13 protein-coding genes are annotated in these 12842 nt (G+C 58.8%); 7 read left to right on the forward strand and 6 right to left on the reverse strand.

The features are described from left to right. Window positions 1–138: 138 nt before the first annotated feature. The 3 genes from QRN60_RS07700 to hemN all read right to left on the reverse strand — a co-directional run bounded on the left by QRN60_RS07700 (window position 139) and on the right by hemN (window position 2456). Entirely contained in the window at window positions 139–618 is a 480-nt protein-coding gene (locus QRN60_RS07700) for a 3-hydroxyacyl-ACP dehydratase FabZ family protein (protein ID WP_112977592.1), read from the reverse strand. An 89-nt stretch (window positions 619–707) separates the two neighbouring features. After that, the gene (locus QRN60_RS07705) at window positions 708–992 is read right to left on the reverse strand and encodes an acyl carrier protein (RefSeq protein ID WP_003495848.1); all 285 of its coding nucleotides are present in this window, start codon (window positions 990–992) and stop codon (window positions 708–710) included. A gap of 114 nt (window positions 993–1106) precedes the next feature. Then, the gene (gene hemN / locus QRN60_RS07710) at window positions 1107–2456 is read right to left on the reverse strand and encodes an oxygen-independent coproporphyrinogen III oxidase (protein ID WP_129565301.1); all 1350 of its coding nucleotides are present in this window, start codon (window positions 2454–2456) and stop codon (window positions 1107–1109) included. Between the two features lie 212 nt (window positions 2457–2668). On the opposite strand from hemN, the gene fnrN reads away from it, so the two are divergent. Then, window positions 2669–3394, forward strand: coding sequence for a transcriptional regulator FnrN (gene fnrN, locus QRN60_RS07715; RefSeq protein WP_003502897.1), 726 nt, complete (start codon window positions 2669–2671; stop codon window positions 3392–3394). 409 nt (window positions 3395–3803) lie between these two features. On the opposite strand, the gene QRN60_RS07720 is transcribed toward fnrN, so the two are convergent. Further along, complete coding sequence (locus QRN60_RS07720; RefSeq protein ID WP_223564854.1) at window positions 3804–4229, reverse strand: hypothetical protein; 426 nt, start codon at window positions 4227–4229, stop codon at window positions 3804–3806. A 138-nt stretch (window positions 4230–4367) separates the two neighbouring features. On the opposite strand from QRN60_RS07720, the gene QRN60_RS07725 reads away from it, so the two are divergent. The 6 genes from QRN60_RS07725 to QRN60_RS07750 all read left to right on the forward strand — a co-directional run bounded on the left by QRN60_RS07725 (window position 4368) and on the right by QRN60_RS07750 (window position 11008). Then, complete coding sequence (locus QRN60_RS07725) at window positions 4368–6227, forward strand: PHA/PHB synthase family protein (RefSeq protein ID WP_129564954.1); 1860 nt, start codon at window positions 4368–4370, stop codon at window positions 6225–6227. Window positions 6228–6260: 33 nt separating this feature from the next. Next, window positions 6261–6980: a DNA/RNA nuclease SfsA gene (sfsA, locus tag QRN60_RS07730; RefSeq protein ID WP_129564955.1), complete on the forward strand. Its 720-nt coding sequence runs from the start codon at window positions 6261–6263 to the stop codon at window positions 6978–6980. Window positions 6981–7011: 31 nt separating this feature from the next. Further along, on the forward strand, window positions 7012–7851 hold the full coding sequence (gene map / locus QRN60_RS07735) for a type I methionyl aminopeptidase (protein WP_174067359.1): 840 nt from the start codon (window positions 7012–7014) through the stop codon (window positions 7849–7851). A gap of 13 nt (window positions 7852–7864) precedes the next feature. After that, window positions 7865–8707, forward strand: coding sequence for a RadC family protein (gene radC, locus QRN60_RS07740; protein ID WP_003502909.1), 843 nt, complete (start codon window positions 7865–7867; stop codon window positions 8705–8707). A gap of 137 nt (window positions 8708–8844) precedes the next feature. Next, the gene (locus QRN60_RS07745; RefSeq protein ID WP_003502911.1) at window positions 8845–9267 is read left to right on the forward strand and encodes a TadE/TadG family type IV pilus assembly protein; all 423 of its coding nucleotides are present in this window, start codon (window positions 8845–8847) and stop codon (window positions 9265–9267) included. Between the two features lies 1 nt (window position 9268). Further along, window positions 9269–11008, forward strand: coding sequence for a TadG family pilus assembly protein (locus tag QRN60_RS07750; RefSeq protein WP_065695396.1), 1740 nt, complete (start codon window positions 9269–9271; stop codon window positions 11006–11008). A 66-nt stretch (window positions 11009–11074) separates the two neighbouring features. On the opposite strand, the gene QRN60_RS07755 is transcribed toward QRN60_RS07750, so the two are convergent. Continuing rightward, window positions 11075–12451, reverse strand: coding sequence for a class II 3-deoxy-7-phosphoheptulonate synthase (locus QRN60_RS07755; protein ID WP_003502915.1), 1377 nt, complete (start codon window positions 12449–12451; stop codon window positions 11075–11077). Window positions 12452–12652: 201 nt separating this feature from the next. After that, window positions 12653–12838 carry a hypothetical protein gene (locus QRN60_RS07760; protein WP_112207347.1) on the reverse strand — a complete coding sequence of 62 codons (186 nt, stop codon included), beginning with the start codon at window positions 12836–12838 and terminating at the stop codon, window positions 12653–12655. Window positions 12839–12842: the final 4 nt, after the last annotated feature.

Consider the following 12842-nt stretch of genomic DNA (forward strand, 5'->3'; position numbering starts at 1 on the left):
TTCATGCGTTGCGGAATAAAGCGCGCGATGCGGATTGGCAATGGTGAAGGCCCGATCCGCCGTCGCGAGCCCACGAATTTCGTGCGTCAAAACCGGGCCAACGGGAAAAACGCTCTCCTTCGAAACGGGTGGAAACGCTTATTTCTGCGCATCCGCGGCAATCGCCGCCATCAGGCCGACTTCTTCCGCCCGCTTCTTGACGATAGGTCCGAGCGGAATTTCGCTGAACGGCATGGTGCGCAATTTAAGCTGCGCGTCGCAGACCTTCTTGCCGCCCGAGGTTATCTTCGCCTTGGTGACGGCAAAACCGGAACCGTCATGCTCCAGCACGGCCTCGATGTCGAGAACAGCGCCCGGCTCCACGAAGGTGCGCATCTTGGCGCCGTCAACCGACATCAGGAACGGCATGGACGCAAAATCGGAAAATGCCAGAACCAGCATGCCGGAAGCCTGCGCCATGGTTTCGATCAGCAGCACACCTGGAACCAGCGGCATGCCGGGGAAGTGACCTTCGAAAACCGGGCTCTGGTCGGGAACGATCGACTGCGCCTTCAATGTGCGCGTCGCCATGTCCACGGCCTCGACCTTGTCGATCATCTGAAAATATTCAAGCAGCATCTGTCCGGCCCGTCTCTGGTCGGTTGCGACCCGCCTTTAAAGGCTGGGTCCAGAAAGAAAAATGCCCGCCTGAAGCGGGCATCGTTGCTTCAGCCCTTGGCTGCGCGCAATTCATCGATCTTGGCACAGAGGTTCTTCAGCACGAAATATTCTTCGGTGGAAACCTTGCCTTCGTTGACTTCCTGCGTCCACTGCTCGAGCGGAATCTTGATGCCGAATTCCTTGTCGATCGCAAAAACGATATCAAGAAAGTCGAGGCTGTCGATGCCCAGATCGTCGATCGTGTGGCTCTCCGGCGTAATGGTTTCGCGGTCGATTTCGCTGGTTTCGGCGATAATGTCGGCAACCTTGTCGAATGTAGCTGTCACGCCCATAATCCTTATTGTCGTTCGTATGAATTATCCTGTCTGACGCACCACATAGGCAAGTCGCACAAAAAAGCCAATGGTTTCGTGACGTAACTTTGTAATTTGCCCCAAAACTGTTGCCTAAACAGCAACCGAATGACGGCCGCGTCCGTTACCGAGATAGGTGTCGAAGATTGCCGCGATGTTACGCACGAACGGCTTTCCAGCCTCCGTCACGGCAAAAATATCGGCATCCAGACGCACCACGCCATCCCTGTCGCCTGCGGCGAACAGCTGTGCCTGATCCCTCACGGAATGGCTCACCTTGCCGAAACGGTGCTGCAATTCCGAAAGATCGATCGAAAAATCGCACATCAGCCGTTCAATGACATGCGAGCGCAGATGATCCTCCTCCGACAGTTCAATGCCCTTGACGACGGCAAGACCGCCCTCGCCCGCCATACGCTGATATTCCCCCGTCGCCACCATGTTCTGCACATAACCCTGCGGCAGCCTGCCGATCGACGATGCACCGAGCCCGATCAGCGCATCGGCGATGTCGGTCGTGTAGCCCTGGAAATTCCGTCGCAGCGCGCCGGCTTCTGCGGTCTGGCATAAACTATCGGTCGGCTTGGCGAAATGATCGATGCCGATCGCCTTGTAACCCGCCTGTTTCAGCATCGCGCCCGCCATCGTCATCTGGCGGTAGCGCTCGGCAATATCCGGAAGCGCGTGTTCGGGGATCAGCGACTGGTGTTTTTTCATCCAGGGAACATGGGCATAACCGAAAAGCGCGATGCGATCGGGATCGAGCGACACGATCTGGTTGACGGTCCTTTCCAATGTCTCACAGGTCTGGAACGGCAGCCCATAGAGGATGTCGCAGTTGACCGAATGCACGCCCCTCGCCCGCACGGCATCCACGACGGATTTCGTCTGTTCGAAGGACTGGATGCGGTTGATGGTTTTTTGCACTTTGTCATCGAAGTCCTGAACGCCGAGGCTCGCCCGCGACATGCCGATGGCGGCAAGCGCATCATAGCGGCTGTCGTCCAGATCATTGGGGTCCATCTCGACGCTGATTTCAGGTGCGAGCCCGAAGGTGAAGTGACGCCGCAGACAGTCCATCAGGCTCTGCATATCCTCCGGCTTCAGCATGGTGGGCGAACCGCCGCCGAAATGGACAGCACTCACCACCGCATCAGGCGAAACAAGCGCGCCAACCGCCGCAATCTCCTGCTTAAGTGCTTCAAGATAAACTGCAATCGGCTCGTATTTCAGCGTGTGCTTGGTGTGACAGGCGCAGAACCAGCACAGCCGGTCGCAATAGGGAATATGCAGATAAAGCGATATGCGATTCCGGTAGCCAAGCGCGCCGAGCCAGCCGCGATAGGTGCCATTATCGATTCCCTCGTGGAAATGCGGCGCGGTCGGATAGCTCGTGTAACGCGGCACTGCACCCGAATATTTGTGAAGAAGTTCGGTATTCATCACCCGATTTGCCTTTTATCAAGAAAATGTCGATTTCCTCTCTTTCAGTAACGGCTGCGACAGTTTGCAACTTTGACTTCAATCAAATTGCGCCATAAGTTCTTGCTAAAGTAGACGCGGGGACGACGGCTACATGGCGCAAGCCTTCAAAGAGACCGTATTTGATACCCACGGTCGCAATCGTCCCGAAAAGCCAGCATTGGAAAAGGCTTATGGACACGCTGCAGAAGACCATCCACAATTCGGAAGAGCCCGTTGTTTGCCGCTCCTGCGAGGCGCGTCACGGCGGTCTTTGCAGCACGCTGACACCACAGCAGCTCTGCGATCTCAACCGCCATTCCAGCCGCAAAAAGCTGGAAGCCGGCAACGAGCTTCTCGGCCAGGGCGAACTCGTCACCTCCTATGGCAATATCCTGAAGGGCGTGGTGAAGCTGTCGAAAATGATGTCGGATGGCCGTCAGCAGATCGTCGGCCTGCAATTCGCACCGGATTTCCTCGGCCGTCCGTTCCTGGCGGAAAGCAAGATGACGGCGGAAGCCGCAACCGATGTGGAGATTTGTCTCTTTCCGCGCCGCGTTGTCGACCGCATGGTGTCCGAAGTGCCTGACATGGAACGCAAGCTTCACAACCAGTCCCTGAAGGAACTGGACGAGGCGCGTGACTGGATGCTGACGCTGGGTCGCAAATCGGCACAGGAAAAGGTTGCCAGCTTCCTTTATATGATCGCCACCCATATCGACCCGGAAAACGACGACAAATCCTGTTTCGACCTGCCGCTTTCACGCGCCGACATCGCCGATTTCCTTGGCCTCACCATCGAAACGGTTAGCCGGCAAATGACCAAGCTGCGCAAGGAAGGCATTATCCGCATCGAAAACAACCGTCACATCACGGTGCCTGATCTCGACGTGCTGAGCGAAGCCGCCGGCAACGACTGACGGAATTTGCCCTCTCACTGCCCCTGAAGTGCAGGTGTCCCGAAATTGATGTGCGGCGCCCGCGCCTGTGCGGGTGCGAGCGCAAAACCGGCAAGAACCAGCAAAGCGGCGATGCATTTCATGATATTTCACCCCGTGCCCCGCTTTTTCAGCGGCCTGTTTGTTATGGCTGCATCATAGCGGCAAACCTCATCCATCCGCTTAACATCTTGGGTAAGCGGATGGTTCAAAGGCAGGGTAAAGAAGGGGTTACAAGCTCGGCATCGCCGCATGTTTCTTCTCTCCGCCAGAGAGAAGAAACAAAGCACACCCGCTCGCTCCATAGGGAATCGACCGTTTGGGGGGGCATGTCTTGTCAACAAAGATGGTCTGGCCAGTCTCTGAAACCGCGCAAATACGCGGCATGATCTCACTGCGAGGCTGCAGGCGTCGCAACCGGCTTCTGGTTTTCGGCAAGCGCCCGCAGCTCGGCCACCCGGCGCTTGTATTCGGCTTCCGAAATCTGGCCGTTGCGCCGTGCCGCACCGAGGCGCGACAGGCTCGATTCCATGGTGGAGGCCTCATCGTCACCCATCTGGGTGCCCGCGGCCGTCAGCGGCTGCGAGAAGGTCGGATAGGTGTCGGTGTCGCGCTTCTGGCTCACCGCATTGTCGCTGACGGGGCGCGGACCGACGATTTCAGTCGTCGGACGGCGCATATGGGCGGGCGCAACGATCGGCTCCGGTGCCTTGCAGGCTGCAAGCGCGGTGACGAGCAAGGTGCCAGAGAGCGAAAGAACAGCGATTCTCGCGGCGTTTTCCGCATATGTTCCCCATGTGCCCATGTGCTTGCCCATCGTCATGTTCCGCCTGTAAGGATATCGCCGATATCGAATTCGACTGCGGTTCGGCCCTTTGCGGCCTCCCCTTGCTGGTGGAACTTGTATTCGTTTTCATGCAGAATGTGCAAACACAAATTTGGTGGAGGATGGCGCATGGCAGGTGTTGACGGCGGGGCAGAGAAAAAGGGTGGAAAAACGCCCGGTTTCGACGCTACTTCCGCCGAAGCCTACCTGATCCGCGACCCGGAAACCTTCGCGATCAATATCGCCCGCGCGCTCGAGAATCTCGGCAAGGCCGCCTCCGAATGGCTGGCGCCGCGCGAACGCGGCGAAATCCCCCAGGCAAGCGCTGATCCCGTGACCGATCTGGTCAAGACGCTCTCCGATGTCGCCGAATACTGGATGGCCGAACCGAAGCGCTCGCTCGAAGCGCAGACCCATCTGCTTTCCAGCTACTACGATCTGTGGGCTAAATCGGTGGCGCAGTTTTCCGATGACGCCGATTCGGCTTCGGAAAAACCCGCCGAAAGCGGTCCTGCCGAACGCAGGAGCAGGCGTTTTGCCGATGCCGACTGGCAGGCCAATCCCTTCTTCGATTTTCTCCTGAAAGCCTACCAGACCACCGTCGGTTTTGCCGACCGGATGGTGACGGAAGCCGAAGGCCTTGACGAACATACCCGCACCAAGGCGCTGTTCTATATGCGGCAGGTAACGGAGGCGCTTTCGCCAGCCAATTTCGTCTTCACCAATCCACAGGTCTTCCGCGAGACGGTGGCTTCCAGCGGCGCCAATCTCGTCAAGGGCATGGCGCAGCTGGCGGAAGATGTCGCAGCCGGCAATGGCCACCTGAAACTGCGCCAGACCGATTACAGCAAATTCGTCATCGGCCAGAATATCGCCGTCACGCCGGGCAAGGTGGTGGCGAAAAGCCCGCTCTGCGAAATCATCCATTATGCGCCGACGACGCAGAAGGCTTTCAAGCGGCCGCTGCTGATCGTGCCGCCATGGATCAACAAATTCTACATTCTCGATCTCAACCCGCAGAAATCCTTCGTCGGCTGGTGCCTTGAGCAGGGCCACAGCGTGTTCATGGTCTCCTGGATCAATCCGGATGCCCGTCTGGCCGAGAAGGGCTGGGACGATTACATCCGCGAAGGCATCAATTTTGCGCTTGATACCATCGAGGAGCGGACCGGTGAAAGGCAAATCAACGCCATAGGTTATTGCGTCGGCGGTACGCTTTTATCCTCGGCGCTGGCGCTGCATGCGCAGGAAGGCGATGAACGCATCCGTAGCGCCACGCTGCTGGCCGCCCAGACCGATTTCATCCATGCCGGCGACCTCAAGGTCTTCATTGACGAAGGCCAGCTGGCGGCGCTGGACAAGCACATGCAGGCGGTCGGTTATCTCGACGGCTCGATCATGGCGACCGTCTTCAACATGCTGCGCGCCTCCGATCTCATCTGGCCCTATGTGGTCGATAATTACCTGCGCGGCACCGAGCCCCTGCCCTTCGACCTGCTCTACTGGAACTCCGATTCGACCCGGGTGACCGCCGCCAGCCACTCGTTTTATCTGCGCAATTGTTATCTCGAGAACAATCTCGCGCGTGGACTGATGCGCGTTGCCGGCAAACGGATCAATCTCGGCGATATCAAGATCCCTGTCTACGATCTCGCCACCCGCGACGACCATATCGCGCCGGCGAAATCGGTCTTCACGGGCGCTGCGCTGTTCGGCGGGCCGGTGGAATTCGTGCTCGGCGCTTCCGGCCACATTGCCGGCGTCGTCAACCCGCCGCAGCTTGAGAAATACCAATATTGGACGGGGCCGTCACCAGCTGGGGACTTCGACGCCTGGCAGGCCGCCGCCACGGCCCATAAGGGCTCGTGGTGGGTGCACTGGCAGAGCTGGATCGAAAACCAGAGTGCCGAAAAGGTGAAGGCGCGAAAACCGGGAGATGGCAGGCGCCCGGTGCTCGGCGATGCGCCGGGAACCTATGTCCTGTCCTGATCACGCCCGCTACCTCTTAGTCTTTCAGGCCCCATGTTCTTCACGCCCCCGCTTATTCCCGCAACGTTGATCTCCCGCTACAAGCGTTTTCTGTTCGATGCCGTACTGGAAGACGGCACGGCGATCACCGGCTCCTGCCCCAATACCGGCTCCATGCGCGGGCTGACGACACCGGGTTCCCGCATCTGGCTTTCCGAACATGACAGCCCTACCCGCAAATACCGTCACATGCTGGAAATGGTCGAGGCCGATGGCACCGTGGTCGGCATCAATACCGGCATGCCGAACCGGCTGGCGGAAGAGGCGATCCTGAACGGCCGCATTCCTGAGCTTGACGGCTATTCGACGATCCGGCGCGAACAGAAATACGGCCGCAATTCCCGCATCGATTTCCTGCTGTCGGAACCCGGCCGGCCGGATGCCTATGTGGAAGTGAAGAACGTGCATTTCATGCGCGAAAAAGGTCTGGCCGAATTCCCTGACACCGCCACCAAACGCGGCGCGAAACATCTCGAAGAACTGGGTGACGCGGCGGAAGCTGGTTACCGTTCGGTGATGCTCTATCTCATCCAGCGCGATGATTGCGACCAGATGCGTATCTGCGACGATCTCGATCCCGTCTATGCGCTGGCGTTTCAGCGGGCGATGGCGCGCGGCGTGGAGGCCTATGCGGTGAAATGCACGGTCTCCCCGGCACAAATTTCAGTCAGCGGAACGGTTAAGATGGACGAATGGCGTCCGGCTGTTTTATGAACAGGGACGTAAAGAGACAGAAAGCACTATGATGGTCACCTATATCGACGCAGCCTCCGCCCCCCTCAAGAATACCGGCGTCATCCGCCTTTATACGCCTGAGGATTTTGATGGCATGCGCAGGGCCTGCCAGCTGACGGCGCGTTGCCTCGATGAACTGGCAGCCATCGTCAAGCCGGGTGTGACGACTGACGCCATCGACCGCTTCGTCTTCGAATTCGGCGCCGACCATGGCGCGCTGCCGGCGACGCTGAATTATCGTGGTTATACGAAATCCGTCTGCACCTCGATCAACCACGTGGTCTGCCACGGCATTCCGGATGAAAAGCCGCTACGCGAAGGCGATATCGTCAATATCGACGTGACCTATGTGCTTGACGGCTGGCATGGCGATTCGAGCCGCATGTATCCGGTCGGCCAGATCAAGCGCGCTGCCGAGCGGCTGATGGAAGTGACCTATGAATGCCTGCTGCGCGGTATTGCGGCCGTAAAGCCCGGCGTACGCACCGGCGCGATCGGCGCTGCGATCCAGGCCTATGCGGAAGCGGAACGCTGCTCCGTGGTGCGTGATTTCTGCGGCCATGGCGTCGGACGCCTGTTCCATGACACACCCAACATCCTGCACTACGGCCGCCCCGACGAAGGCCCGGAAATCCGCGAGGGCATGATCTTCACCATCGAGCCGATGATCAATCTCGGCAAACCGCATGTGAAGGTGCTTTCGGACGGCTGGACCGCGGTGACGCGTGACCGTTCCCTTTCCGCCCAATATGAACATGCCGTTGGTGTCACGGCCACCGGCTGCGAAATCTTCACGCTGTCACCGGGTGGTTTTGATCGTCCGGGCCTGCCGCCGCTTCCCCCCGCATAAGGCCAGACCGCCTATGGCAAAACGCCCCGCCTCGCCTTCCGCCGATCTTTCCACGACGTCAGGCTTTGAGGCGGGCGAAGGCGATCTCTTTGAAGGGGCGGATGAGCGCGGCTTTTTTGCAGAACCGCGAAATGCGCCCAGGAAACCCGAGCGGGCCGCAGCCATCTCAGAACAGGAAGCGGATGCGGCCCATTATCACGGTCACCGCGACAGGCTGCGGGCGCGTTACCGCGATGGCGGCGATGCAGCGCTTGCCGATTACGAGTTGCTGGAGCTTCTGCTGTTCCGGCTGATCCCGCGGCGCGATACCAAACCCATCGCCAAGGCCCTCCTTGCCCGGTTCGGAACCCTTGGCGGCGTTCTCGGTGCTCCTCTGGCCTTGCTGCAGGAAGTGAAGGGCGTGGGCGAAGCCGTGGCGCTTGATCTGAAGCTTGTCGCCTCCGTTTCCCAGCGCATGCTGAAAAGCGAAATCCGCAACAAGCAGGTTCTCGGCTCCTGGTCGTCGGTCATCGATTATTGCCATGCCGCCATGGCCCACGAGACGCGGGAACAGTTCCGCATCCTCTTCCTCGACAAGCGCAACGTCCTGATCGCCGACGAGGTACAGGGTCAGGGAACCGTGGACCACACGCCGGTCTACCCGCGCGAAATCGTGCGGCGCGCGCTTGAACTATCCTCTACTGCATTGATTTTAATCCATAATCACCCGAGTGGAGACCCCACCCCTTCGCGAGCGGATATCGAGATGACCAAAACCATCATCGATACGGCAAAGCCGCTCGGCATCGCCGTTCACGACCATATCATCATCGGCAAGGATGGCCACGCCAGCTTCAAGGGCCTTCGGCTGATCTGAAGCAAACGCGAAAGTTTAACGCGAGCTGCAACCCATAGAGGCGGCATCAATACAAAATTAACACCTATAAATTAGCATTTCCGAAAATAATAAATCAAGGCATCGAACCTTGATGCCTGAAGGAACGGGGGTGCTTTATGTTTAATGGAGTGCGTTTCTTTCGCGATAGATCCGGCTCGTCTGCTGTCGAGTTCGCCATCGTCGCACCGATATTCTTTCTCGTCCTGCTCACGATGATCGCCTACGGCATTTATCTGATGGCCGCCTATTCGGTGCAGCAGATCGCCGCCGATGCGGCAAGAACGGCCGTTGCCGGACTGAACACCACCGAGCGCCAGCAGCTTGCCCGCGATTTCGTCACCAAAAGCGATCTCAGCTACGCCTTCATGGACAAGACGCGTTTCACCGTCAACGTCGCCACCGATCCCGCCAATGCCAACCAGTTCACGGTCAAGGTCGAATATGACGCCCGCAACCTGCCGATCTGGAGCCTCTACAGCTACACCCTGCCCGAGCCGGTCATCCGGCGTTTTTCCACCATCCGGATCGGAGGAGCATGACATGCGAGATATCCATTCCCTGCTCCCCCGCTTCCTTAGGGATAGAACGGGCAACATCGCCATCTCGGCGGGGCTCACCGCACCGCTCTTCATCGGCATATTGGCGCTCGGTGTCGATTACGGTTACCTGACATTGCAGAAACGGCAATTGCAGCAGACCGCCGACCTCGCAGCCATATCGGCGGCAGCCAATGCCGCCGATGCCGAAAAAGCGGTTCAGCAATATTTTGCCCTCAACGGCATGGATCTCGGCGTCAGGACGGCCCAGGGCATTTTGACCGCCAAGGGGCTCCAACCCTTCGATCCCCTGAATGAATTCGCCAGCAGCAAGGGTTATGCCGAAGTCATCAAGGGTCACTACGAGCCGGATGCGACGGTCCCTGTCGGCCAGCGTTTCGTCGATAACGCCCTGCCCACCAATGCGATAAAAGTGAACATCGTCGAACAGGGGCAGATATTCTTCGCCTCCGCCTTCACCAAGCCGCCCAAGGTTTCGGCCGTCGGAACGGCCTCGTCCCAGAAGATCGCCGCATTTTCGGTCGGATCTCGGCTCGCCAGCCTCGATGAGGGAATTCTCAACAGCCTGCTCGGCGGCCTGCTCGGCACCACGGTGTCGTTGAAGCTGATGGATTATCAGGCGCTTCTCGCCGCTGATGTCAACGCGCTGAAGATCGTCGAGGCGCTCGCCATTGATCTCAACCTCACCGCCGGCACCTACAAGGATGTTCTGAAAACCGAAATCAGCTACGGCAAGTTCCTCGACGTGCTGACGAAAACCACGGGATTACAGCCGGCGGTCGTCAACATTCTGAATACGCTGCAAAAAACCGTCAACAAGAGCAACATCAAGATCAAGCTCGAAGAAATCCTCAATCTCGGCCCGTTCTCGGACAAGCTGATCGGTACGGGTGAAAACCTCAAGGTCACCGCCGGTGTCTTCGATCTCATCAATGCCGCAGCGGTAGCCGGCAATGGCGGCAATCAGCTGGGCCTCAATCTCAACGCCAATCTTCTCGGTCTCGCCTCGGTCAAGGCAACGCTTGCCATCGGTGAACCGCCGGTCGAAACGCCGTCGCTTGCCGTCGGAGGTCAGGGCACCGTGGTGCGCACCGCACAGACCCGGCTTGCGGTCAATGTCGTGGTTGACGGGCTTCAGGCCATAGCAGGCCTCAAGGTCAATCTTCCGCTCTATGTGGAAGTCGCCCATGCCGAAGCGCGGCTTGCCGATATTCGCTGCACGGGCGGCGGACAGGGAACCGTCGATGTCGAGGTCGTTCCCGGCGTTGCGGAAATCGCTCTTGGCAATGTCGATACCACGGCCTTTGCCAATTTCGGCAAGGATCCGCGCGTCACCAAGGCGGCGATCGTGGATTCGGCGCTGCTCGCCATCAATGGCAGCGCCCTCATTAACGCCACCAATATGACCAAGACCAAGCTGACCTTCACGCAGTCCGATATCACCCAGGCCAAGATCAAGAGTGTCTCCACCAAGGACACCGTTACCACTCTCGTCAGTTCACTGCTGAAGAACCTCAATCTGGATATCAGGCTTCTCTTCCTCAACCTTGATCTGGGAGGCCTCGCAGGCATTCAGGCGGCGCTTGCCAACACGCTTGCGGTGGTCACAGCACCCGTCGATCAGCTGCTTTACAACGTGCTGCTGGTTCTCGGCGTCAAGATCGGCGAAGCCGATGTGCGGGTCACGGATGTCCGCTGCCAGCAACCCGCGCTGGTGCAATAGTTCAGCACCGCGCACGAAAAAGCCGCCGGAAGGTCTCCCGGCGGCTTTTTTGTTTATTTCGTTAGGTCAGGCGTTGGCAATCGCCAGACGCTTCTCATCGCGGCCGCTCTTCATGCGCTCGGACAGCAGGAACGCCAGCTCCAGCGCCTGATCGGCGTTGAGGCGCGGGTCGCAATGGGTGTGGTAACGGTCGGACAACGAATCCGCCGTCACGGCGCGCGCACCACCTGTGCATTCCGTCACATCCTTGCCGGTCATCTCGATATGGATGCCACCCGGATGCGTGCCTTCGGCGCGGTGGATCTGGAAGAAGCTTTCGACTTCCGACAGGATCCGCTCGAACGGACGCGTCTTGTAGTGGTTGAGCGTGATCGTGTTGCCATGCATCGGATCGCAGGACCAGACGACCTTGCGGCCTTCTTTTTCCACCGCACGGATGAGCTTCGGCAGGCTGTCCGCCACCTTGTCATGGCCGAAACGGCAAATCAGCGTCAGGCGGCCAGCCTCGTTCGCCGGGTTCAGCGCATCGATCAGCTCGATCAGGTTATCGGGCGTCAGCGACGGTCCGCATTTCAAACCGATCGGGTTCTTGATGCCGCGGAAATATTCCACATGCGCATGGTCGAGCTGACGCGTTCGGTCGCCGATCCAGATCATGTGGCCGGACGTGGCGTACCAGTCGCCGGAGGTGGAATCGACACGGGTCAACGCCTCTTCGTAACCGAGCAGCAGCGCCTCGTGGCTGGTGAAGAAGTCGGTTTCACGCAGGCTCGGATTGCTGTCTGCCGAGATGCCGATCGCCTTCATGAAATCCATGGTTTCGGAGATGCGGTCGGCCAGCTTGCGGTAACGGTCCGCCTGCGGGCTGTCCTTGATGAAGCCGAGCATCCACTGGTGAACGTTTTCGAGGTTGGCATAACCACCCATCGCGAAAGCGCGCAGCAGGTTCAGCGTCGCCGCCGACTGGCGGTAGGCGTCGAGCTGACGCTCCGGGTTCGGAATACGCGAAGCCTCGTTGAATTCGATGCCGTTGATGATGTCGCCACGGTAGGACGGCAGGGAAACGCCATCCTGCACTTCCACGTTGGAAGAGCGCGGCTTGGCGAACTGGCCAGCAATGCGTCCTACCTTCACGACAGGCAGCTGCGCGCCATAGGTCAGCACGACGGCCATCTGCAGGAAAGCGCGGAAGAAGTCGCGGATATTGTCCGCGCCATGCTCGAGGAAGCTTTCGGCGCAATCGCCGCCCTGCAGCAGGAAGGCGTTGCCTTCAGCCACATTGGCAAGCTGCTTTTTCAGGCGACGGGCTTCACCGGCAAAAACGAGCGGCGGATAGGTCGCAAGCGTGGCTTCCGTTGCCGCAAGCGCTGCCGCGTTAGGATATTCGGGAACCTGCTGGATTGGCTTTTGCCGCCAGCTGCCGGGGGTCCAATTCTGTGCCATGTTCTTACCCTTTTCTCGCCCGCGCAACAGCGGCGCGACCGCCTCGAAAAATTGAGCGGCTTATAGCTCCAAGCGCCGAGTTTGCATAGACACTCGTGCACCCGCTCCTCCCTTTCCGACCCTTTTGATGCCGTCTGACGCAGAAAAATCGTTTCAAACGATTAAAATATCACAAGATGGTGTCCGCCTGCTCCCGTGCAATCAAGAAATTCCCCGTTTTGTGCGGATGTATTGGCGCAAGGAAAGAGGCAGATGGAAGAGAAAGACCGCCAGTCGGTCCATGGCAGAGGATGGCCAGGTCTCCCACTCATCATCGCCCCCGCCTTGCCTGCGCAGTGCTTCAGTGCGTCTCATCTTTTCCATCAGGAACATGGTTTCCGGCAACATTTTT

It is taken from the genome of Agrobacterium sp. CFBP2214, from assembly GCF_030209895.1.
Lineage (GTDB): Bacteria > Pseudomonadota > Alphaproteobacteria > Rhizobiales > Rhizobiaceae > Agrobacterium > Agrobacterium radiobacter.

What these genes read in the sequence shown, in the direction of transcription:
- QRN60_RS07700 (WP_112977592.1), bottom strand. Translation starts at nt 618, where the DNA reads ATGCTGCTTGAATATTTTCAGATGATCGACAAGGTCGAGGCCGTGGAC.
- QRN60_RS07705 (WP_003495848.1), bottom strand. Translation starts at nt 992, where the DNA reads ATGGGCGTGACAGCTACATTCGACAAGGTTGCCGACATTATCGCCGAA.
- hemN (WP_129565301.1), bottom strand. Translation starts at nt 2,456, where the DNA reads ATGAATACCGAACTTCTTCACAAATATTCGGGTGCAGTGCCGCGTTAC.
- fnrN (WP_003502897.1), top strand. Translation starts at nt 2,669, where the DNA reads ATGGACACGCTGCAGAAGACCATCCACAATTCGGAAGAGCCCGTTGTT.
- QRN60_RS07720 (WP_223564854.1), bottom strand. Translation starts at nt 4,229, where the DNA reads ATGGGCAAGCACATGGGCACATGGGGAACATATGCGGAAAACGCCGCG.
- QRN60_RS07725 (WP_129564954.1), top strand. Translation starts at nt 4,368, where the DNA reads ATGGCAGGTGTTGACGGCGGGGCAGAGAAAAAGGGTGGAAAAACGCCC.
- sfsA (WP_129564955.1), top strand. Translation starts at nt 6,261, where the DNA reads ATGTTCTTCACGCCCCCGCTTATTCCCGCAACGTTGATCTCCCGCTAC.
- map (WP_174067359.1), top strand. Translation starts at nt 7,012, where the DNA reads ATGGTCACCTATATCGACGCAGCCTCCGCCCCCCTCAAGAATACCGGC.
- radC (WP_003502909.1), top strand. Translation starts at nt 7,865, where the DNA reads ATGGCAAAACGCCCCGCCTCGCCTTCCGCCGATCTTTCCACGACGTCA.
- QRN60_RS07745 (WP_003502911.1), top strand. Translation starts at nt 8,845, where the DNA reads ATGTTTAATGGAGTGCGTTTCTTTCGCGATAGATCCGGCTCGTCTGCT.
- QRN60_RS07750 (WP_065695396.1), top strand. Translation starts at nt 9,269, where the DNA reads ATGCGAGATATCCATTCCCTGCTCCCCCGCTTCCTTAGGGATAGAACG.
- QRN60_RS07755 (WP_003502915.1), bottom strand. Translation starts at nt 12,451, where the DNA reads ATGGCACAGAATTGGACCCCCGGCAGCTGGCGGCAAAAGCCAATCCAG.
- QRN60_RS07760 (WP_112207347.1), bottom strand. Translation starts at nt 12,838, where the DNA reads ATGTTGCCGGAAACCATGTTCCTGATGGAAAAGATGAGACGCACTGAA.